This window comes from Halolamina sp. C58 (assembly GCF_051195095.1).
GTDB lineage: Archaea > Halobacteriota > Halobacteria > Halobacteriales > Haloferacaceae > Halolamina.
On the sequence record NZ_JBNTJY010000001.1, the window covers coordinates 121,427 to 142,729 of the forward strand.

Here is a 21,303-nt window from a genome sequence, read left to right on the forward strand (position 1 = left end):
ATGCAGACGTTCGTTTCGGACGGTTCTCCCAGCGAGTCGCTCTCCGACGCGCTCGGGACGACCGACGTCGCGATCAACCGCTACCGGCTCTCCCCGGGCGAAGGGCTGCCGAGCGGGCTCCACACCCACCTCGATCAGGAGGAGGTGTTCTACGTAATCGAGGGGACGGTGACGTTCGATACCCTCTCTGAGCCGGTCGCCGTCGACGCGGGCGAGGCGGTCCGGTTCGCCCCCGGCGAGTACCAGACCGGCGCGAACACGGGGGAGTCGCCGGCCGTCGTGCTCGCGATCGGCGCGCCGAGGGAGAGCGAGCAGGTGCGGGTCCCGCTCGACTGCCCGGACTGTGGCCACCGCGGGCTCTCCCCCGAGTTCGACGGCGAGCTTCGACTGGCGTGTCCCGACTGCGGCGGCGAGCATCGAACGCGTGGCTGTCCGGCGTGTGGGAACGCGGAGATGGAGGTCGCGTCCGGGGAGGGGGAGGGCGAGACGATCGTCGTCTGCCCGGACTGCGGCGCGGAGCGATCCGAGCCGCGGTGGGCGTAGTCAGGCGATCACGTACACGAACAGGTAGACGACGACGCCCAGCGCGAACGAGATGGCCCAGAGCGGCGCCGCGACCTTCCCCACCTTCCGGTGGTTCGTCCGGGGAATCTCCGAGACGGGGTAGCTCCACGCCAAAAGCAGCGCGTAGAACACCAGCGGCACGCAGACGATCGCGAGCGTGATGTGGATCCCGAGGATCGCGAGATACGCTGTCTCGAGCAGCCCCGTCGCCGGGAACTCCGTCGGGCCGACGAGGCTGACCCGGTAGAGGTAGGCGACGAGGAACAGCGCGAACAGGCCGAACGTCGCGCCCATCAGCTTCCGGTGGCGGTCGACGTCCCCCTCCCGGATCGCGCGGACGCCGAGGATCACCGTGGCCAGCGCGACCGTACAGATCAGCGCGTTCAGATGCGGGATGGCCTCGACGACCGCCGAAGGCGCCCGGGGGAGCGCCTCGGCGGGGACGACACGCAGCGCCGCGGCGAACACCAGCGCGAGCGCGACGACGGAGAGCAGCGTCGCCGTCCCGAGCGTGTGGTCGCGGACGGTGGTACGAACGTTCATACTGGCGTGTCGGTCCGACGGGGCAAGAAACGTGTGGCGACGGCACGGCGGCGCCGACGCTATCTCGTCGCCCGACGGCGCGGCCAAAAGGAAGCCCTTTTACTGGGCCGTCGGCAATGAACGACTGCAGCAAGCACGCGAGCGTGGGTAGCCAAGCTAGGCCAACGGCGCAGCGTTGAGGGCGCTGTCCTGTAGAGGTCCGCCGGTTCAAATCCGGTCCCACGCATCGCACGGTGAGCAATCACTCACCACACGATGCAGGTGCTCGTCCGCTGGACAGCACCCACGCACAATCCTTCCGAAAATACCTTCGACAGTGGCTACTCTTCCGAGTACGGTTAGAACGACCCGTTCGAGCGCCGTCCGCAGTTCGGACACGCCCACCGGTAGTGGGTCGTACTCGAACTCAACAGCCCGCCACCCTCCTCCTTGATCTGGAGGTCGCCCCGCTGCTGGGCACATTCCGCGTGGAAGTCCATTCCGCACTGGCTGCAGTTCTCGCTCGCTCCCGAATCGCCACAGTAGGCACAGTCTGTGCTAAACAGGCCCATGCCAGAACACATATCGGCTAGTTCAAATAAATTTACCGGGGAGAACGACCCGTGTCGAGCGTCGCCACTCCCGAACGAGCGTCGAAAGAAATCGGCACTGCGGAAGCGTCGGTGAGAGGGTCGCTGCCGTTTAACCGAACAGCTCGCCGAGGCCCTCGCCGGACTCCTCGTCGTCGCCCTCGTCTTCGTCCTCTTCCTCGGCCTCGGCCTCTTCCTCGGCCTCTTCCTCTGCTTCCTCGTCGGCCTCGTCGGCGCTACCGCCAGCGCCGCCGGCGGCCGCACCGCCCGCGGCGGGCGCGGCGGCGGCCGTCTCGATGGCCTCCTCGATGTCGACGTCCTCCAGCGCGGCCACGAGGGCCTTGACGCGGGACTCCTCGACGTCGACGCCCGCGGCTTCGAGCACCGCGGTGATGTTCTCCTCGTTGATCTCCTCGCCCGATTCGTTCAGCGTGAGTGCAGCGTAAACGTATTCCATTGTAAGTTACCCGAACATCTCGCCGAGACCTTCGCCGCCGTCGGCGTCGTCGTCGTCGGAGTCGTCCTCCGGCTCGGCGTCGTCGGCGTCCTCGGCGTCAGTTGCTTCGTCGTCCTGTTCCTCCTCGTCCTCGTCGACGTCCTCGGTGGCTGCCGGCGCTTCCACGCCCTGCAGCTCCTCGGGGAGCGCCTCCTCGTCGTCGATCTGGGCGGCCAGCGCACGCAGCTGTGCGTCCGCCTTGCCGATCAGATCGGGCGCGAGCTCCTCGTTGACGATCGTCGCCTCGAGGCCGACGGATTTGGCCTCGCCGGCCGCCTTCGCGAGCAGGGTGCCCGCGTTCTGGGCGGTCGGGTAGGCGGCGTTGACCGAGAGATTCCGGGCAGCCGCGGCGGCGGCCTGGATGTCCTCGCGGTACTCGTCGACGTCGAGCTCGAGCTCCTCGGGCTCGAACAGCACGCCGTCGGCGTAGACGGCGCGCAGGTCCAGCCCGACTTCCTTGGGCTCGATGCCCATCTCGGCGAGCACGTTCGCCAGATCCTCGGAGACGGTCTCCCCGGCGTCGAGCACGTGGGAGTCCTCGGTGACCTTGATCGACCCCTCCATGATGCGGGCGGAGGCGCCGACCGACTGGAGCTCGCCCACAAACGGACCGGGGTCGATCCCGGTGTCACCCTCGGGGATGACGATGTCGTTGGGGGCGACCTCGCCGGCGCCGATGGGCGCCGGGGTCTTCGAGGCTTCCAGCTCCTTGAACAGCCCGAACGGGTTGTCGTTCGTGCCGACGAAGGCGACCTCGCCGCCGATCTCCGTGGCGAGCTGTTCGAGACCCTCGTCGACCTCCTCGACGGCGCGGGTCATGAGCGTGTTGCGGCTCATGCGCACCTCGGCGGTGCCGTGGAGCCCGCGGCGCATGCTCTGGAGCTGTCGCGAGGGGATGCCCGTGACGCCGACGATGCCGACGGCGTCGTAGCGCTCGAGGAAGTCGACGAGCTCGTCGACCTCCTGCTGCTTCCACTCGGGCACCGTCTCGGTCTTGCGGACGTCCTGTGCTTCGCTCATGCGGGCACCTCCACGGCCGGCCCCATCGTGGTCTTCACGTAGATGGAGTCGATGTTGAGGGGCCCCTTCTCGAGGTCGGCCTCGAGACGCCGGATGATGACGTCGATGTTGTTCGAGACCTCGTCGGGGGTCATGTCCTGGGCGCCGACGCGGGTGTGGAACGTCCGGCGGTCGCCGGAGCGGATCTGAACGGTGTTTTTCATCCGTTCGACCGTCTCCACCACGTCGTCGTCGGGCTGGAGCGGGGTCGGCATCTTCCCTCGCGGACCGAGCACGGTCCCGAGGTAGCGGCCGATGTCTTGCATCATCGCGGCCTCCGCGATGAAGAAGTCCGTATCGTCGGCGAGGTCCTTCGCCTCGTCGTCGTCGTCGCCGAGGTCCTCGAGCTCGTCGGGGCCGAGCACCTCGTCGGCGACGTCTTCGGCACGAACGGCGGTCTCGCCGGTCGCGAAGACGACGATACGTGTCTCCTGTCCGGTTCCTGACGGGAGCACGACGCTCTCGTCGACCCGGTTGGACGGGTCGTTCAAGTCGATGTCGCGCAGATTGACTGCGAGGTCGACCGTCTCGGTGAAGTTCCGATCGGGTGCGTCCTCGAGTGCGCGGGATACTGCTTCCTCTATTGAATCTGCCATCTTTCACCTCCGTAGTACGCGTAGGCGGCTCCTACGGGTGAGTGAAACAGGCTACGCCTGTCTCACCCGAGACGACGGCGATGCGAGACTTAAAGCCGTCGAACTCGGGACTCGCCGAAACCCGGCGAGGGCGCCGTCTCGGACCCTGTGACGCCGTCCCGTGGCGTGGGGGCGTCGGCGAAGGCAAAACCCTATACCCCGAACTCCACAAGCGAGCACAGGAATGGAGGAGCGCACGCGCAACTACCTCGAGGGGCGCTTCGGCGACTACTACGCCGACGCCGACATCTCGGTGCCGCCCGAGCCCGCGGCCCGGGAGTGGGGGCATATCCCCTACACCGAGAGCGACGGGACGACGATGGTGCGTCACCGCTCGCTGTTGGACATGGGCGGGGACGCCCAGTCGGTCCGGGAGTTCCTCGAACGGGCAGCCCCTCGCCACGCCTACTTCTCGGCCGCACGCTACGACGACCCCGACAACCGGACGATGGCCGAGAAGGGCTGGCGCGGCGCGGACCTCGTGTTCGACCTCGACGCCGACCACCTCCCCGGCGTCGACGAGGACGAAGCCAGCTACGCGCAGATGCTCGCGGCGTGTAAGGACGCGCTCCAGCGACTGCTCGACCTGCTCCGGGAGGATTTCGGCTTCACCGACGACGAACTGCTGATCGTCTTCTCGGGCGGCCGCGGCTACCACGTCCACGTCCGCAACGACGCGCTGCTCGAACTCGACAGCGAGGCGCGCCGCGAGATCGTCGACTACGTACGCGCGGTCGACCTCGACCGCGACGGGCTGATCCGCACCGTCTCCCACGGCGGCACCACCCGCCGCGAGCTCAAGACCGGCGGCGGCTGGGGACGCCGGGTCCACCGCGAGCTCGTCGAGTTCGTCGCCGAGCTCCGGGAGATGGATCGGGCGGACGCGCTCGACGAGCTCACCGCGTTCGACGGGATCGGCGACGGCCGGGCGAGCACCATCCTCGACGCCGCGGAGCGCAACCCCGGCGCGATCCGGGAGGGGAACGTCGAGGCCGGCGGTCCGGGCCTGCGGAAGCTGATCGAGGCGCTGACCGCACAGGTCGTCCAGCAGGAGACGGCGCCGATCGACGAGCCCGTCACGACCGACGTGCGCCGGCTGATCCGACTCCCGGGGACGCTCCACGGCGGGACTGGGTTCGTCGTGCAGCCGATCGAGCCCGACGATCTCGACTCGTTCGACCCGCTCGAAAACGCCGTCGCCGACCGCTTCCGCGGCCAGCGGATCATGGTGAACGTCACCGAGCCGGGGCCGGTCGACCTGGGCGCCGAAACAGCTTTAGAGCCCGGTCCGCAATCAGTGGAAGAGTACGTCGGCGTGTTCCTCATGGCGAGGGGGCGCGCCGAGAAAGCCGCAGAGTGATCGAACGAACCCGCAGGCCGCCGTCGCGCCATCCGCGCGACTCCAACACACAGCATGGACATCGACGAACTCCAGACGGTCCAGAGCAAGGAGCGCCAGAAGGACAGCCTCCAGCACCTGCGGGACTCGTTCTACGAGGACGTCGCGGCGTACATCGAGGAGCTGAAACAGGAGCGCGATCGCGTGGCCGAGGAGGCCGACGAGCCGTTCTCGAACCCGGAGGTCTCCCGGCTCAGCGACGACATCGAGCGCGCGGAGGACGTGGTCGAGGCGATCTACGAGCGCCGCGTCGGGAAAGTCGTCAAGATGGCCTCCTTCGCGGCCGCGGACATGCCCGTCGAGGAGGAGGGGCTCACCACGCAGGAACGCGACCTGTTCGAGGACATGGTCGGCCGCATCGGCGAGAACCGCTCGCGCGTGCTGGACATCCTCGCCGGCGAGGGCGACAGCGTGCCCGCGTCCGCGGGCGCGCCGGGCGCCCAGCCCGAGCCAACCGAGACGACGGAAACGAGCGAGCCGACAGCGCCCGGCGGTGAGACGCCGACGAGAACCGACGACACCGGTCCCTCCCGCGACGAGCCGGCGGTCGGCACGGGGGCGCCCGATCCGACCGCCCCGTCGAGTACCGACGAGTCGGACGACGTTCCGCCGGCGCCGCCGGACAGGCCGGCCAGCGAGGCCGAGGCGGCGGGGTCGGAGCCGCCCGAGGCGTCGGTCGATCCCCGATCGGACGGCGGGGTCGCGACCGCGAGCGGGGACGACGCGCCGGCGAGTGCGGACACGGCCGCGACCGGCGCGGCGACAGAGAAGGCGGCCGACGACCGGACCACCGTCCGTGTCACCGAGGACGTGGGGCGCATGCTCGGCGTCGACGACCGCGAGTACGAACTGGAGAGCGAGGACGTGGTGTCGCTGCCGGCAGACAACGCCGAGGCGCTGCTCCAGCGCGAGGCCGCCGAGCGGCTCTGGTGACGGGAGCGGAAAGCGTTAGTCCCCGCCGATCGCACGCTCGGGCATGCTCGAAGCCGGCGACGACGCACCCGAGTTCTCGCTCCCCAACCAAAACGGCGACGAGGTCTCGCTCTCGGACCTGCCCGGCGAGTACGCCGTCGTCTACTTCTACCCCCGTGCCGACACGCCCGGCTGCACCACCGAGGCCTGCTCGTTCCGCGACGACTGGGACGCCTACGAGGAGGCGGGCGTCTCCGTCGTCGGCATCAGCGACGACCCCGTCGAGGACCTCGCTGATTTCCGCGAGAAGTACGACCTTCCCTTCGACCTGCTCTCCGACGAGGACGGCGAGGTGTCGGCGGCGTACGGCTCCTACGGCGAGAAGAACGTCTTCGGCAACGAGGTGATGGGCGTGTTCCGCAACACGTTCGTCGTGCAAGACGGCGAGATCGTCGAGGTCTACGAGGGCGTCGACCCCGAGAACCACGCCGAGGAGATCCTCGGCGACCTCGGCCTGAACTGAGCACCCCTCGCCTACTCAGGCCCGCAGCCGCCGCAGTTCCTCACTCACCACCTTCCGGTTCAGCACGAGAAAGCCCGCGAGGATGCAGCCGAACCCGGCGACGGCCGCCGGCGGGAGCGCCTCGTCGAGCAGCGCCCAGCCCGTGACGGCGGCGACCGGCGGCACCGCGTAGCTCACGAGGTTCGCGGTGAACGGCCCGCGGCGGCGCATCAGCGTGAAGTAGGCGCCGTACCCCACCGAGCTCGCGACGACGCCGACGTAGCCGACCGCGACCCACGTCCACGTCCCCGAGGGCACGACGATCGGCTCGCCGAGCCCGAGGCTGGCGGCGTGGAGCATGATCGCGCCGAGCCCCATCGCCCACCCCGTCGTCGGGAGGCTGGCCATCGGCGCGTCGACCCGGCGCAGCAGCACGCTCCCCGCCGCGACCGCGATCACCGCACAGAACACCAGCGCCGCCCCGAGCCCGTCCGGCCCGAGGGTCGCGAACGCGCCGTCGAGCACGTCGGGCGCGCCGGCGGGCGGCTCGGTCGCCGCGGTCGGCGACGGGCGCGCGATCAGCACGACGCCGATCAGCCCGAGAACGATCCCCGCGGCGTCCCGGGGCGCCAGCCCGTCGCCCGAGAGCAGCAGGGCGGCGAACCCCACGGTGAGCACGGGGTTGAGGCTGTACACCACCGACGCGACCGAGCCGGAGGTGTAGAGCTGCCCGAAGAAGAGGAAGAACACGTTCCCGAACACCAGAAACGCCGCCGCGACGGCGATCGCCGCCCAGTCCGCGCGGGTCTGCGGGAGATCCAGCCGCCCCAGCGCCGCGAGCGCGCCGACGGTCACGACCGCGCCGATGTCGAAGCGAAACCCCGCGAACAGGATCGGCGGGATCGTCTCCAGCCCGACCTCGATCGCCGAGAAGCCGGCCCCCCACGCGACAGCCAGCACCACGAACAGCCCGGCGTCCTGGTAGCGAGACACGTCGGAACTGGTGGCGGCGGTGGCTTGAGCGTGTCCATCCGCGCGGCGTTCGCCGCTTTCGATTGCGAACGACTCACACACGACGGCGGGAGTTAAGCCGCCCCGCCCGGCTACCCGGACCGTGAGCCGTTATCTGATCTCGGACCACCACTTCGGCCACGCGAACATCATCGAGTACTGCGACCGGCCGTTCGACTCCCCCGGCGCGATGGACAGCGCGATGCTCGACGGCCACTACGAAACCGTCCCGCCGGACGCCGTGCTCGTCCATCTCGGCGACGTGGCGATGGACATGCAGGACGGCCGGGAGACGGTCGAACGGTTCGACCAGCTCGACGGCGACCTGCTGATCCGTGGCAACCACGACGTGGGGCTCGATCCCGACGACGCGCCGTTCCCGGTCGTCGACGCCACCGTGCTGGACCACGGCGACCGCACGTTCTACTGCACCCACCGCCCCGAGGACGTGCCCGAGGACTGGGACGGCTGGGTGATCCACGGCCACCACCACGACAACCACCCCGAGACGTTCCCGTTCGTCGCCGCCGACGCGCGCCGCGTGAACGTCTCGGCGGAGCTGCTCGACTACCGCCCGGTTCGGCTGGCGGGGCTGTCGGCGCTGCTCGATCAGTGCCCGTCGAACGAACGTGTCCGGGACGCCGCGACGGCCGAGTCCGAATTCGCGATCGACCTGCGGTAGTCAGCGCATCAGCTTCGCGAACAGCGGGTCGACGTACTCCCACTTCGCGTCGACCACGAACGGGAGCGTGAACAGCACCAGAATCGTGAGCCCGCTCGCGATGTCGCCCGGGAGTCCGAACGTGGTCGGGAGCACGGAGCCGGCGAACGCCCCGGTGTGGGCGCCGGCGATCACGAACAGCAGTTGACGGACGGAACGGCGGCGACGGTCGCTGGGGGTCGACTCCATACGCGTCGATCGCCGTCGTCGTAGAAAAACGGCCGTGGCTCGGGACTCAGTAGCCGCGGTTGATCAGGTAGTCCGCGAGATCCGCGAGCAGCCGACTGGCCTCGTTGTCCGGCAGCGCGTCGAGGTGGTCCTTCGAGCGGGCGGTCAGCTCCTCCGCTCGCGAGCGGGCGTACTCGATACTGCCCGCGTCTTCGAGCGTCTCGACGGCCGCGGCGACCTCGGCTTCGGTGAGCTCGTCTGTCGTCTCGGCGTCGACGAGCCCGTCCACGTCGACCCCCTGCTGGCGCGCGTGGAGGGTGATCAGCGTCTCCTTCTCGCCGACGAGGTCCGAGCCGCGCTGCTTGCCCAGCTCCTCGCTCGGCACCGTCAGGTCGAGCACGTCGTCCTGAATCTGGAACGCGCGCCCGGAGTCGATCCCGTACTGCCGCAGCGCCTCGACGGTCTCGTCGTCGGCGCCGAGCAGGATCGCCGGGATGGCCGCGGAGGCGCCGTACAGCACGGCGGTCTTGAGCTCGACCATCTCGAGGTACTCCTCGGGCAGCACGCCGGCCCGGTTCTCGAACTCCACGTCGAGCGCCTGCCCCTCGCAGATCTCCGTACAGGTGCGTGCCAGTCGGTTGGTGGCCGCGACGGAGAGCTCCGGCCGGCTGCCCGTGTCGGTCATGAACTCGAACGCCTTGGCGTACAGCGTGTCGCCCGCGAGGATCGCCGTCTCCTCGTCGTACTCGCGGTGGACCGCCGGCACGCCGCGCCGGAGGTCGTCGTCGTCCATGATGTCGTCGTGGATCAGCGTGAACGACTGGATCACCTCGATGCTGACCGCCGCACGCAGCAGGTCGACCTCGCCGTCGAACAGCGCGGGGAACTGCCGGTAGTCGGCGGTGCCCGGCGTCACGTCGGCCAGCGCCTCGCCCACGAGCAGACACACCGTCGGCCGCAGGCGCTTCCCGCCGGCGTCGAGCAGGTAGCGGGAGGCCTCGTACAGGCGTTCGGGCTCCTCGATCGGGAGCTCCTCGACGATGGCGTCGTTGACCCGCTCGCGGCGCTGTTTCACCGCGGCGAGCAGCCGTTCGACCGTCGCGTCCTCACTCATCGTTACTCCGTCAGCTGGATCACGTTGCCGTTGCGCGAGAGGTGGATGTCGTCGCCGAGGTTGTACCCCTCGGACTCACAGAGGTCGACGTACTTCGCGAGGTTCTCGAGGTTCTGGTGGGCCGGGACGATGTTCTCGGGCTGGAGCGCCTCCAGCATCTGGTAGTGGCCCTCCTGACTCAGGTGGCCCGAGACGTGGATGTCGTCGTAGATGTGGGCGCCCTGCATCCGGAGCAGCTGCTCGGACTGGTAGCGCTGGCCCTCGTTGGTCGGCTCCGGGATGACGCGGGCGCTGAAGATGACCTTGTCGCCGTCCTCGATGTCGTAGGGGGTCTCGCCGCGACCCATCCGGGTGAGCATCGCGCGCGGCTCGCCCTGGTGGCCAGTGACGATCGGGAGGTAGTTCTCCTTCCCCTCCTTCATGATCCGCTTGAAGGTCCGGTCGACGGACTTGCGGTGGCCGTACATCCCGAGGTCGTCCGGGAAGTCGACGAAGCCGAGGCGCTCGGCCGTGCCGGAGTACTTCTCCATCGAGCGACCGAGCAGCACCGGCTCGCGGCCGATCTCCTCGGCGAACTCGACGAGGCTCTTCACGCGGGCGATGTGGCTGGAGAACGTGGTGGCGACGATGCCGCCGTCGTAATCCTCCAGACTCATCATCACGTCACGCAGGTGCTCGCGGGCGACGCGCTCGGAGGGCGTCCGGCCCTTCTTCGCGGCGTTGGTACAGTCCTCGATGTACGCGAGCACGCCCTCCTCTCGGCTGATCTCGCGGAACCGATCCATGTCGATCGGGTCGCCGATGACGGGCGTGTGGTCCATCCGCTTGTCGAGGCCGTAGACGACGGCGCCCTCCGGCGTGTGGAGCACGGGGTTGATCGCGTCGATGATGGAGTGGGTGATGTTGACGAACTCGAGTTCGGTGTCGTCGCCGATCTGCATCGTCTCGCCGGCGTCCATCTTGATCAGGTCGTTGTCGACCTCGAACTTCGACTCGCCCTGGATCTGCTGTTTCACCAGCTCGATCGTGAACGGCGCCGAGACGATCGGCGCGTCGTAGCGGTGAGCCAGCTTCGAGATGGCGCCGATGTGGTCGAGGTGGCCGTGCGTGGGCACGATGGCCTGCACGTCGCCCTCGATCTCGGACATCACGCGGTCGTCCGGGATGGCGCCCATGTCGATCAGGTCGAGGCTGTGCATCTGCTCGGTTTCGACGTTGTCGTGGATCAGGACCTTACTCAGGTTCAGGCCCATGTCGAAGATGACGACGTCGTCGCCCGCGCGGACCGCGGTACACTGTCTACCGACCTCTTCGTAGCCGCCGATTGTTGCGATTTCGACTTCCATGGTTGGATGCACTCAAAGCCACGTTCGTGGCGGTGTGCGTACTGAAACAGCCGCGAGCGTGGGGGGTCGTGGACCCCGGCGTCTTACAGCGCGTCGGTCACCGATCCCCGCAACGCCACGTCGGCGTTTACCCGCGGGATGTTCTTACCCGTCCTTCTGCGTCCGAGGGTAAAAATGGCGCGGGTCGACGGCCGACGGCCGGAGACCGGCTCAGACGCCGAACACCGACCGCAACAGGTCCCGAGAGCCGGGACCCAGCCCGACCGCGCTGACCGCGATCAGCAGCAGCGTCGTGTACCGCGGCGTCTCCTCGACCAGCTCGGGCTCGAACACCCAGATCAGGAACGTCGCCGCCGCCATCTTCACGACGAGGAACGGCCACGCCGCCCCGAACAGGTCGACGATGAACTGGTTCGCGGGGTGTTTGGGGTTGAGGTTGTACGGCACGCCCAGCGCCATCAGGTAGTCGAGGCCGATCACGTTCGCGGCGCCGTCGACGGCGTGGGCGACGAGCACCATCCCGCCGGCGATCCCCGTCCCCTGGTTGATCCCGGGGGCAAAGGTCTCGATGGCGTACCACGTCCCGACGGCTGCGGCCGCCGAGAGGCCGACCATCGCGAGCAGCACCAGCGGGTAGAACTGCACCTGCGGGTCCGTCGCCGCGAGGTAGGAGAGGTAGCCGACCGAGAGCAGGAACGCGCCGCTGCCCATCGCCGTCAGCGGGCGGACGTAGTCGTCGACGTACCCCTGTCGGGCCAGCCACAGCGAGAGGAGGATGCAGGCCAGCGCGATGACGAACAGCGTGACGTAGATGATCGGGCTGATCAGCAGCGTGTTCAGCGGGTAGTCGAACCAGCTGTCGCCCATCGCGTTGTGGGCGTCCTCGACGGTCCGGAGCGCGCCGCCGAGCAGCATGAACGGCACCATCGCCCAGAACAGCCCGCGGTCCTCGCCGATGCCGAGCTGTTTCAGCAGCAGCACGACGCCCGTGATCGTGATCAGCAGGGCGACGATGTAGCCGATCTCGCTGACGACCGTGTACCCCGGGTAGGCCACCGGCTCGGCCGCCGCTTGGCACGCCGACGTGCTGTAGAGGTACTCGACCGTGCTCCCGGGGCGGATCGCACAGACCGCGTTGTGTGCGTCGGCCTGCACCGGGCCCCAGAAGTAGTGCCAGACGAACCCGTCGTAGACGGTCTCGGGGGCGAGTATCGATCCCCCGATCAGCGCCACCAGGAGCGCGCCGACGGTGCCGGCCCAGAGTCGTTCCGGGCTCCCGTCGGCCCACTCGCGGAGGGAGAACATACCTCAACACCGCACAGCGTGGGGCTTCAGGGTTGCGGTCTCCCGCATCGGGATCAGTAACGTTACCCTCCGGGGTCCCCCTCACGGGTATGGTCAGTCCGACACCGATGCTGATCGCGGGTGGCGTCGCGGTCGCCGTGATCGCCGTCTACGCCGCCTACCGAAAGGGGCGAGCCGACGGGATCGAACGCGCCCAGCGCGACCAGTCGCGGCAGGCCCACGACGCGGCCACCGAACGGGAGCCGCCGGTCGACGTGGGCGATCGCGTCTCGCTCGGCATCAAGGAGTTCAACAGCCACCACTCCGGCGAGCGGGTCGCGGTCTGCAAGAAGGAGGGGTTCGTGATCTTCGTCGACGACGTGCCCGACGGCGCCGCCGTCGGCGACGTGATCGACGCCGAGATCGTCGACTTCGGCCGGGACCGCAACTCCGCCGAGGCGCAGTACGTCGGCTAGATCGGCAGCCCGTCGGCCTCGTAGTCGGTGCCGAGCACCACCATCGTCTGTGAGCGCGTGAACCCGTCGGTGTCGGCGATGTGGTCGAACATCAGGTCCCGGAGCGCCTCGGTGTCCTCGGCGTGGACCCGCACCATCACGTCCCACTGGCCGGTCGTGAGGTGGACTTCCTGCACCTCGGGGAGGCCGGCGAGGTGAGCGAGTGCCTCCTCCTCGCGGCCCTGTTCGGTCCGGAGGCCGACGAACGCGCTCACGCCGTACCCCACCGCGTCGGCGTCGACGCTCGCGTGGTACCCCTCGATGATGCCCGCCTCTTCCATGCGGTTCACCCGGTCGTGGACCGTCGCGCTGGACATGTCGATCCGGCGGGCGACCTCGCTGAAGGGGGTCCGGGCGTCCTCCTGGAGGATGCGGAGGATCTGCCGGTCCGTCTCGTCGAGTTCCATGGTTCGGGGATCGCGGTGGAGGCTCTTTGCGGTTGTGACTGGGACGGCGATTCGTGTCTGTCGGGCGGGGTTTCCTCATGGGATGGCTCGCTCGATTCGGTGGGTGTCAGGACGTGGTTTCGATGGTGGTCAGCAACACGGTGAAAGCCCCTGCCCGCTCGACGGCTGCGACTCGCTGTCGTTCGAGAGAGCGAAGCTCTCTCGTGATGACGAGAGACGCCTGCGGCGTCTCTCGAACCACGCTCCTCGCTTCGCTGCGGTGCTTGCATCGTCTCGCTCGTCGACCGGGCAGCCCCTTTCAGTCCCACCCGACAGCACAGCCCACGACCCTCCCCAGCCGACTCCTTCCCTCACTCCGTTCGGTCAGTCGTCCCTCGCGCGCTCGTTCGCGCACTGAGGCGCTCACGTCGCGCGCCACCGCAGTCGCAAGCCGTGAATCTACAGCGAATAGTCGCTTCTCGTTGACGGCGCGCCACCCAACCACACCAAGACACCCCCGAGAATCAGACCGCGTCGTCGATCTCCTGCGCCGCTTCGAGCATCTCGTCGTGGAGTTCGCCGTTCGACACCACCAGCCCGCGGGCGTCGTGGCGCCACGGCTCCCCGCGGAGGTCGGTCACCTCCCCGCCGGCCTGCCGCACGAGGTGGACCCCGGCGATCGTGTCCCACGGCTTCGTCTGGACGTTGGTGATCACGCCCTCGATCGATCCGGCGGCGACCATCGCGAGCGCGGCTTGGGCGCTGCCGGGTCGCCGGAGGTCGGCGAACCGGGTGACGATGGCCTCACACGCGCGGGCGTACTCGTCGCGTCGCTCGCGGGGCCACCAGACTGTCGGCACGACCGCGGCGCGTTCGGGGTCGCTCACCGCCGAGACCGAGATCTCGGCGCCGTTTCGGTAGGCCGCCTCGCTGTCGGCGGTGTACACGTCGTCCATCGCGGGCAGGTAGTTACACGCCGCGACCGGCTCGCCCTCGATCACGCAGCCGACCGCGGTGGCCCACGTCGTGAGCTCCCGGACGTAGCTGTTCGTGCCGTCGATGGGGTCGACGATCCACGCCGGCCCGGTTTCGGGCACCGACTTGAGCGCGTCGCCCTCCTCGCCGACGATCGCCTCCTCGGGCCGCTCCTCCCGGATGATCTCCTCGACCTCGCGCTGGGCCGCGCGGTCGGCCTCGGTCACCACGTCGGTCTTCCCCGCCTTCGTCTCGACGGCGACGCCGCTCCGGAAGAACTCTTTCGCCACGTCGCCGCCCGCGACGGCCGCCCGCCGGGCGAGCGCGGCGCGACCACTCGCTCCGTGTTCGTGCATGGTTCTCCGTCTCCGGGAGCCAGCCCCAAGAACGCTCTGGGTCTTCCCCGAACTCGGCGCCGTCGGCCGTATCGCCCGTCGCGTTCCCGTCGCGTTCCCGTCGCGCGGTCCGGGTCGTGTCCCGACACGCCACGTGAAAGCGTCACGCCGCTGTCCCGATGCGATAAGCTTCAAGGCAACGCCGGGGGAAGTTACAGGCTGTCTATGGACATCTCGGATATCGCCGTCGAGGAATTCGTCGAAGTCGATGCTGACACCCGGGTCGCGAAGGTCCGGTCGCGGTTCGAGCGGGAGAACCCCAAGGGGATCGTCGTCATGGACGACGGCGACTGTATCGGCGTGATTCGCGAGAAGCAGCTGATCCAGTCCCACGTCGAGGACGACATGAAGGTCGGCGCCATCGTCCGCTCCTCCCGAAGCGGGGGGAGCCCCCCGAAGGTGGCCCGGCACGACGACGTGCGCGAGGTCTGTCGCGTGCTCGTCGAGGGCGACGTGAAGATCGCGCCCGTCTACGAGGGTGAGAACCTCTGGGGGATCGTCGCGGCCGACGACATCCTGCGTGCGGTCCACGACAACCTCGAGGCCATCACCGTCGGCGACATCGCCTCGGAGTCGGTCGTCACCGTCACCGAGGACGACCACGTCGGCAAGGCGATCAACCGCCTGCGCGAGAACGGCATCTCCCGGCTGCCCGTCGTGAACGAGCACGGCGAGCTCACGGGGATCGTCACGACCAACGACATCGTCGACTTCGCGGTCCGCGACGAGGAGCGACAGGGCGAGGGCGACCGCAGCGGCGAGCTCGAGCGCATGCTCGACATCCCCGTCTACGACCTGATGTCGAGCCCGGTCCAGACGATCACCGCCGGCGAGACCGTCGACGAGGCGGTGTCGGTCATGTTCGAGAACAACATCTCCGGGCTGGTCGTGACGGCGACGCCCGACGGCGCCGAGATCGAGGGCGTCATCACGAAGACCGACGTGCTCCGTGCGCTGACCCACACCGAGGAGGAGTCGATGGACGTCCAGATCACGAACGTCAATCTGCTGGACGTGCTCTCCCGCGAGGACATCGTCGCGGACATCACGAGCGTCGCGGACAAGTTCAAGGAGATGAACGTGCTCCACGCCCACGTTCGCTTCACCCAGCACAAGGAGAAGCTCCGCGGCACGCCGCTGCTGCGCTGTCAGATCCGGCTCCGGACGACGCAGGGGCAGGTCGCCGGCTCCGGTGAGGGGTACGGCGCCGAGCACGCGTTCCACGTCGCGCTCGACCGTCTGGAACGGAACGTGCTCGAACTCAAAGGCGTGAAGGCCGACGAGGAGTACCGCGGCCAGCTGATGCGGAAGCTGAACGAGCTCTAAGACTTCGACCTTTTGCTGCGGTCGGAGCCTTCGGCTCCTCCCTGGCAAAAGCTCGGCCAAAAGCCGGCGAGCCTCCCGTTGGTCGGCTCTTGGCCCGCTCGCTCACGTCCGTTCGCTCGCGGTGAGTGGTCTATCTGTACGAACCACGCGAGCGACCTCCGGATTTTTGCCGCTCGGGTGCCAGCGTTCCGGCGTGTCCTCGACCGACTCTCCCTCCACCGATCGCGCTCGACTGTGGCGGCCTGCACTCCTCGGCGGCGCCGTCGGCGTCGCGCTGGCGCTCCCCGTCTACGGCCGAGCGGGGCAGGGCGGGCCGCTGCTGTTCGTCGCGGGGCTCGTAGCGGGCTACCTCGCGCCCGAAGAAGTCGACGCCTACGCGGCCGGGGCTCGCGCGGGCCTGCTCGCCGCGCTCCCGCTGCTCGCCTGGTACCTGTTCGACTCGACGACGTGGTTCCTCTGGCAGGACGGCTGGTTCAGAGCTGTCGGCAGTCTGCTCGCCGTCGCGTTCGTCCTCGGTGCCGGCTACTTCGCCGGCGGGATCGGTGCGGGGATCGGCGGCTGGCTGGCCGTCCAGTTCGGCAGGAAAGAACCGGCTTAGAGCTCCTCGGCGGCAGCCAGCCCCTCCTCGACGATCCGGAACGTCGCGGTCTCGCCGGTCGCTTTCGAGCGGTGTTTCTCCAGCGCGGCCCGGCGGTTCCCGCCGCGGAACCGCTCCAGTCGAAGGACGACGCCGGTCCAGTGCTCCAGCGTGTTGCCGCCCAGCCCGCGGGTCCGGTCGGCGTCCGGGTCGCGGAACACCTGATTGGTGACGACGACCGCGAGGTCGTGTTTCCGGGCCAGCGAGAGCAGGTGGGTGACCTGACTCGCGACCTTGCGCAGCGACTCCCCCCCGGAGTCGTCGCCCGCGCGCTCCAGCCGGTAGAAACCCGTCGCGGAGTCGAGCACGATCAAGTCCGCGGTGTCGGCGAACTCCGCGGCGTCCCGGACGGCCTCGGCCTGCTCGTCGAAGTCGTGGGCCTCCGAGATCACGATGCGGCCGGCGACGTCCTCGAAGTCGGCGTCGCCGTCCGTTTTGCCGTCGACGATCTGTCGGAACCGATCGATCGACAGCCCCTCGGTGTCGATGTACAGCGCGCGCCCGCCGTCGACGGCGGCCTCGACCGCCGCCGCGAGCGCGAGGTTCGTCTTCCCCGCGGCCGGTTCGCCGTACACCTGCGTGACGGTGCCGCGCTCGAAGCCGCCGCCGAGCAGGTCGTCGATCGGGTCGCAGCCGGTGGGGACGGGCTCGCTCATTGGCGGTGGTTGCGCGCGGTGGTACGAAAGCGCTCGGGAGTCGCTCCGACGGCGTGTCGCCGAACCCGGCGCGGTCACGAGGCTCGGTCCGAGAGGTCGACGACGGCCGACGCGGCGCCGTGGCCGGACTCCGCGGGGGCGAGACGGTCACGCCGGATATATTCCCACGACTGAGACGGGAAGAAAACCTCGACCTAACGCCACACTTATGCGCGAACACCCCTTGTTTCCACGTAACTCACTCCGGGTCACCCATGAACGAAGTTCAACTAGAAGTCGCGAAGGCGTACCCGAACGACTCGGGCCGTGGTATCGCTCGGCTCGACCCCGACACTCTGCTCCACCTCAAGCTCTCCCCCGGGGACATCATCGAGATCGAGGGCGCCGAGACCACGGCGGCGAAGGTCTGGCGCGCCGACCGACAGGACTGGAACACCGACACGGTGCGCATCGACGGCTTCACGCGGCAGAACGCCGACGTGAGCATCGGCGAGCGCGTCACCATCCGGAAGGCCGAGGCCGAGACCGCCGAGTCGCTCACCCTCGCCCCGCCGGAGGAGGCGTCGGTGCAGTTCGGCTCCGAGGCCGCCGGCATGGTGAAGCGGCAGATCCTCAAGCGCCCGGTGGTCGAGCGCGACATCGTCCCCGTGATGTCGAGCACGAACCACCCGTTCATGCGCTCGCCCGGGCAGGCGATCCCGCTGATCGCCGTCGACACCGAGCCCGACGGCGTCTGCCTGATCACCGAGGAGACCGACGTGGAGCTCCGCGAGGAGCCCATCTCGGGCTTCGACAAGACCGGCGGCGGGATCACCTACGAGGACATCGGCGGCCTCGAAGACGAGATCCAGCGCGTCCGGGAGATGGTCGAACTGCCGATGAAACACCCCCAGATCTTCAAGAAGCTCGGCATCGAGCCGCCCCAGGGGGTGTTGCTCCACGGCCCGCCCGGCACCGGGAAGACGCTGCTCGCGAAGGCGGTCGCCAACGAGACCTCGGCGAGCTTCTTCTCCATCGCCGGCCCGGAGATCATCTCGAAGTACTACGGCGAGTCCGAACAGCAGTTACGGGAGATCTTCGAGGACGCCAAGGAGGACAGCCCCGCGATCGTGTTCATCGACGAACTCGACTCCATCGCGCCCAAGCGCGAGGACGTGACCGGCGAGGTCGAGCGCCGGGTCGTCGCCCAACTGCTGACGATGATGGACGGGCTCGACTCCCGCGGGCAGGTGATCGTGATCGGCGCGACCAACCGCGTCGACAGCGTCGACCCCGCGCTGCGCCGCCCCGGCCGCTTCGACCGCGAGATCGAGATCGGCGTCCCCGACGAGACCGGCCGGAAGGAGATCCTCCAGATCCACAGCCGCGGGATGCCGCTGTCGGACGACATCGATCTCGACCACCTCGCCGCGGAGACCCACGGGTTCGTCGGCGCCGACATCGAGAGCCTCAGCAAGGAGGCCGCGATGAAGGCGCTGCGCCGGTACCTCCCCGAGATCGACTTAGACGAGGAGGAGGTGCCGCCCAGCCTGATCGACCGCATGATCGTCAAGAAGGAGGACTTCCGCGGCGCGCTCAACGAGGTCGAGCCGAGCGCGATGCGGGAGGTACTGGTCGAGCTCCCCAAGATCACCTGGGACGACGTGGGCGGGCTCACCGACCCCAAGCAGCAGGTCAAGGAGGCCGTCGAGTGGCCGCTGTCCAGCCCCGAGAAGTTCGAGCGCATGGGCGTCGAAGCCCCGAAGGGCGTGCTGCTGTACGGCCCGCCCGGCACCGGGAAGACGCTGATGGCGAAAGCCGTCGCGAACGAGACCAACGCCAACTTCATCTCGGTCCGCGGGCCCCAGCTGCTCTCGAAGTGGGTCGGCGAGTCCGAGAAGGCGATCCGGCAGACGTTCCGGAAGGCCCGACAGGTCTCGCCCACCGTGATCTTCTTCGACGAGCTCGACTCGCTCGCGCCGAGCCGCGGTGAGCAGGCGGGGACGAACGTCTCCGAGCGCGTCGTGAACCAGCTCCTCACCGAGCTCGACGGACTGGAGGAGATGGGCGAGGTGATGGTGATCGGCGCGACCAACCGCCCGGACATGATCGACCCCGCGCTGATCCGCTCGGGCCGGTTCGACCGGCTCGTGATGGTCGGCGCGCCCGATCAGGACGGCCGCGAGCAGATCCTCCAGATCCACACGGAGCACACGCCGCTGGCGCCGGACGTGAGCCTGAAGGAGGTCGCCGAGATCACCGACGGCTACGTCGGCTCCGATCTGGAGTCGATCTGCCGCGAAGCGGCGATCGAGGCGCTGCGGGAGTCCGACGGCGCCGAGGAGGTCGAGATGCGCCACTTCCGGCAGGCGATCGAGGCCGTGCGACCGACGATCACCGACGACCTGATGAGCTACTACGAGGAGGTCGAGGAGGAGTTCCGCGGTAGCTCCAGCGCGAACGTCGACCGCGGTAACCGACTGGGCTTCCAGTAGGCACAAAGCGGTCTTTTCCCCTCCACAAGGGCCTTTTAGCGACGGTCCGGAGTGACGCGTATGCGCCGACGCGCCCTCCTCGCATCGCTGGCGGCGGGCAGCAGCCTCCTCGCCGGCTGTAGCTCCGTCGCGACGACCGACACCGAACCGACCGACAGCGACACCCCCACGGACACACCCCCCGGGACGCCGACGCCCACGCCGTCGACGCCCGACGACGTGGTCGAGATCGACGGGAACGCCCTGTTCGGCGCCAGCGTCGTCGATCTCGGGACGATCGACCGGACGTACGCGCTCTCGCCGATGCGCTACCGGACCGAGGACGGCGCCGAGATCCGGATGCGGTTCGACGCGACCGCGACCGCCGACCACCCCGCCCGGCTGGTCGCCTCGCTCCAGAACACCGAACGGTACCGCGAGTCGGTCGGCCTCGACTGGCTCCCGCCGTTCGGTCGGCCGGCGAGCGAACCGCCCCGCGACCACGGCGAGCCGCTGATGGGTGCGGGGCTCCGCGACGAGGGGAGTCTGATCCTCGCGCCGACCGAGAACCACGACCTCGTCGACGAGCCGCCCGAAGTCGAACGCGACGGCGACGGCCTCTGGCGGCTGGCCGGCGGGATCGACCGCTGGCTGCCCGAGACGATCACGCTCGATCCCGGCGAGGCGATCCGGGGGGAGTACGCCGTCGTCGGGCACCCCGAGGGGTCGGGCCGGCCGACCGGCGTGTACGAGTTCCTCGGTGGCGTTGACGGGGAAGACGCCAGCATCACCGTCTGGGAGACGAGCGCCCCCGGCCCGACCGGGGAGTCGCGGTTCGCGGGCGAGTCCGTCCCCGCGATCGACGGCGACGGCGAGGCCGGGGCGGGCTGGTACCACACCGCCGACGAGTCCTCCGCGGCGTACCTCCGCCCGGAGACCGAGCGGGCCGAGCTCCCGGCGGGGATCACGTTCCAGTTCGTCAACCACACCCGCGAGCAGCTCGGCTGCGGCCACTGGTACGTGTACAAGCTCCACGACGGCGAGTGGTACGATCTCGGCCCGTACGTCCGGACCGCGGAGTGCCGGATGGTGCCGCCGGCGGGCACGAAGTCGTGGACGCTGCACGCCTACCGCGGCGGCGGGAGCCTCCCGCCCGAGGACGGCCGCGCCTACCCCTACCTCGGCGGCGGTCGCTACGCCGTCTCCGTCGGCTACGGCGACGAGTCCTCCTCGAGCACCGCGATGGTGGAACTGGTCGGCGACCCTATCGAGATCGTCCCGACCGACGACGTGGAGAGTGAACAGGACGGCTCGACGGTCACCGTCACCAGTTCCGAGTGGTCGGGCGGCGACGGCGAGCGCGACGTGACGCTCTCGGTGACACGCGCGGACAGCGCGGACCGGACGCTGATCCGCGAGCAGGTGATGCGCGGCTGGTACCGCGGCCTGCGGAACACGCTCCCCTTCTTCGCCGAGGGCGTCGACGAGGTACGGCTCCGGAGCAGCGAACGGGTCACCTACGGGCTGGTCGGCTACGACGAGTCGTCCTCCCGCGTCCGCGTCGACGGGCAGGCGTACGAGGTGACGCCCGCCGACAGCGAGGCGTAGTGCTGCCGGTAGCACAACACCCACCCGGC

Annotated in this window: 23 protein-coding genes and 1 tRNA gene; 11 read left to right on the top strand and 13 right to left on the bottom strand. The window is 69.0% G+C overall.

The features are described from left to right. The gene (locus tag ACQUSM_RS00650; RefSeq protein ID WP_435114952.1) at positions 1-543 is read left to right on the top strand and encodes a cupin domain-containing protein; all 543 of its coding nucleotides are present in this window, start codon (positions 1-3) and stop codon (positions 541-543) included. On the opposite strand, the gene ACQUSM_RS00655 is transcribed toward ACQUSM_RS00650, so the two are convergent. Beyond that, positions 544-1,107 (bottom strand): DUF420 domain-containing protein, encoded by a 564-nt coding sequence (locus ACQUSM_RS00655; protein ID WP_435114953.1) that lies wholly within the window; start codon positions 1,105-1,107, stop codon positions 544-546. A gap of 141 nt (positions 1,108-1,248) precedes the next feature. On the opposite strand from ACQUSM_RS00655, the gene ACQUSM_RS00660 reads away from it, so the two are divergent. Beyond that, a tRNA-Leu gene (locus ACQUSM_RS00660) sits at positions 1,249-1,333 on the top strand. A gap of 112 nt (positions 1,334-1,445) precedes the next feature. Here the strand turns inward: ACQUSM_RS00660 and ACQUSM_RS00665 are convergent. From ACQUSM_RS00665 to ACQUSM_RS00680, 4 genes are all read right to left on the bottom strand, one after another. Further along, positions 1,446-1,658: a hypothetical protein gene (locus ACQUSM_RS00665; protein ID WP_435114955.1), complete on the bottom strand. Its 213-nt coding sequence runs from the start codon at positions 1,656-1,658 to the stop codon at positions 1,446-1,448. A 130-nt stretch (positions 1,659-1,788) separates the two neighbouring features. After that, entirely contained in the window at positions 1,789-2,133 is a 345-nt protein-coding gene (gene rpl12p / locus ACQUSM_RS00670; protein ID WP_435114956.1) for a 50S ribosomal protein P1, read from the bottom strand. Positions 2,134-2,139: 6 nt separating this feature from the next. Next, complete coding sequence (locus ACQUSM_RS00675) at positions 2,140-3,192, bottom strand: 50S ribosomal protein L10 (RefSeq protein WP_435114957.1); 1,053 nt, start codon at positions 3,190-3,192, stop codon at positions 2,140-2,142. Next, positions 3,189-3,827, bottom strand: a complete 639-nt coding sequence (locus ACQUSM_RS00680) for a 50S ribosomal protein L1 (RefSeq protein WP_435114958.1) — start codon at positions 3,825-3,827, stop codon at positions 3,189-3,191. The genes ACQUSM_RS00675 and ACQUSM_RS00680 overlap by 4 nt, the downstream gene beginning before the upstream one ends. Positions 3,828-4,050: 223 nt before the next feature. On the opposite strand from ACQUSM_RS00680, the gene priS reads away from it, so the two are divergent. From priS to bcp, 3 genes are read left to right on the top strand one after another with little or no spacing between them, the layout of a single operon-like run. Beyond that, positions 4,051-5,226, top strand: a complete 1,176-nt coding sequence (gene priS / locus ACQUSM_RS00685) for a DNA primase catalytic subunit PriS (protein ID WP_435114959.1) — start codon at positions 4,051-4,053, stop codon at positions 5,224-5,226. A gap of 54 nt (positions 5,227-5,280) precedes the next feature. Then, a complete protein-coding gene (locus ACQUSM_RS00690; protein WP_435114960.1) occupies positions 5,281-6,198 on the top strand; it encodes a DNA replication complex subunit Gins51 in 918 nt (305 codons plus the stop codon). Positions 6,199-6,241: 43 nt separating this feature from the next. After that, positions 6,242-6,700: a thioredoxin-dependent thiol peroxidase gene (gene bcp, locus ACQUSM_RS00695; RefSeq protein ID WP_435114961.1), complete on the top strand. Its 459-nt coding sequence runs from the start codon at positions 6,242-6,244 to the stop codon at positions 6,698-6,700. 15 nt (positions 6,701-6,715) lie between these two features. Here bcp and ACQUSM_RS00700 read toward each other — a convergent pair whose 3' ends face one another. Beyond that, positions 6,716-7,672, bottom strand: a complete 957-nt coding sequence (locus ACQUSM_RS00700; protein WP_435114962.1) for a DMT family transporter — start codon at positions 7,670-7,672, stop codon at positions 6,716-6,718. 121 nt (positions 7,673-7,793) lie between these two features. On the opposite strand from ACQUSM_RS00700, the gene ACQUSM_RS00705 reads away from it, so the two are divergent. Then, positions 7,794-8,372: a metallophosphoesterase gene (locus ACQUSM_RS00705; protein WP_435114963.1), complete on the top strand. Its 579-nt coding sequence runs from the start codon at positions 7,794-7,796 to the stop codon at positions 8,370-8,372. Here the strand turns inward: ACQUSM_RS00705 and ACQUSM_RS00710 are convergent, their stop codons facing one another. From ACQUSM_RS00710 to ACQUSM_RS00725, 4 genes are all read right to left on the bottom strand, one after another. After that, complete coding sequence (locus ACQUSM_RS00710; RefSeq protein ID WP_435114964.1) at positions 8,373-8,600, bottom strand: hypothetical protein; 228 nt, start codon at positions 8,598-8,600, stop codon at positions 8,373-8,375. Positions 8,601-8,646: 46 nt separating this feature from the next. Continuing rightward, positions 8,647-9,693: a geranylfarnesyl diphosphate synthase gene (gene idsA3 / locus ACQUSM_RS00715; protein WP_435114965.1), complete on the bottom strand. Its 1,047-nt coding sequence runs from the start codon at positions 9,691-9,693 to the stop codon at positions 8,647-8,649. 2 nt (positions 9,694-9,695) lie between these two features. Next, on the bottom strand, positions 9,696-11,039 hold the full coding sequence (locus ACQUSM_RS00720; RefSeq protein WP_435114966.1) for an RNase J family beta-CASP ribonuclease: 1,344 nt from the start codon (positions 11,037-11,039) through the stop codon (positions 9,696-9,698). A 210-nt stretch (positions 11,040-11,249) separates the two neighbouring features. Next, entirely contained in the window at positions 11,250-12,344 is a 1,095-nt protein-coding gene (locus ACQUSM_RS00725) for a DUF63 family protein (protein WP_435114967.1), read from the bottom strand. Positions 12,345-12,433: 89 nt separating this feature from the next. On the opposite strand from ACQUSM_RS00725, the gene ACQUSM_RS00730 reads away from it, so the two are divergent. After that, entirely contained in the window at positions 12,434-12,799 is a 366-nt protein-coding gene (locus ACQUSM_RS00730; protein WP_435114968.1) for a hypothetical protein, read from the top strand. Here the strand turns inward: ACQUSM_RS00730 and ACQUSM_RS00735 are convergent. Further along, positions 12,796-13,245 carry an Lrp/AsnC family transcriptional regulator gene (locus ACQUSM_RS00735; protein ID WP_435114969.1) on the bottom strand — a complete coding sequence of 150 codons (450 nt, stop codon included), beginning with the start codon at positions 13,243-13,245 and terminating at the stop codon, positions 12,796-12,798. The genes ACQUSM_RS00730 and ACQUSM_RS00735 overlap by 4 nt on opposite strands. A 503-nt stretch (positions 13,246-13,748) precedes the next feature. Then, positions 13,749-14,555, bottom strand: a complete 807-nt coding sequence (locus ACQUSM_RS00740; RefSeq protein WP_435114970.1) for an inositol monophosphatase family protein — start codon at positions 14,553-14,555, stop codon at positions 13,749-13,751. A 204-nt stretch (positions 14,556-14,759) separates the two neighbouring features. Between ACQUSM_RS00740 and ACQUSM_RS00745 the strand changes: the two genes are divergently transcribed. Together ACQUSM_RS00745 and ACQUSM_RS00750 are read left to right on the top strand one after the other, a co-directional pair. Beyond that, positions 14,760-15,920 (top strand): CBS domain-containing protein, encoded by a 1,161-nt coding sequence (locus ACQUSM_RS00745; RefSeq protein WP_435114971.1) that lies wholly within the window; start codon positions 14,760-14,762, stop codon positions 15,918-15,920. Positions 15,921-16,113: 193 nt separating this feature from the next. Next, positions 16,114-16,518, top strand: a complete 405-nt coding sequence (locus ACQUSM_RS00750; RefSeq protein WP_435114972.1) for a DUF5518 domain-containing protein — start codon at positions 16,114-16,116, stop codon at positions 16,516-16,518. On the opposite strand, the gene radB is transcribed toward ACQUSM_RS00750, so the two are convergent. Next, positions 16,515-17,213, bottom strand: coding sequence for a DNA repair and recombination protein RadB (gene radB / locus ACQUSM_RS00755; protein WP_435114973.1), 699 nt, complete (start codon positions 17,211-17,213; stop codon positions 16,515-16,517). The genes ACQUSM_RS00750 and radB overlap by 4 nt on opposite strands. Before the next feature lie 254 nt (positions 17,214-17,467). On the opposite strand from radB, the gene ACQUSM_RS00760 reads away from it, so the two are divergent. Together ACQUSM_RS00760 and ACQUSM_RS00765 are read left to right on the top strand one after the other, a co-directional pair. Next, positions 17,468-19,687 (top strand): CDC48 family AAA ATPase, encoded by a 2,220-nt coding sequence (locus tag ACQUSM_RS00760; protein WP_435114974.1) that lies wholly within the window; start codon positions 17,468-17,470, stop codon positions 19,685-19,687. Positions 19,688-19,747: 60 nt separating this feature from the next. Beyond that, entirely contained in the window at positions 19,748-21,274 is a 1,527-nt protein-coding gene (locus ACQUSM_RS00765) for a hypothetical protein (protein ID WP_435114975.1), read from the top strand. Positions 21,275-21,303 lie beyond the last annotated feature (29 nt).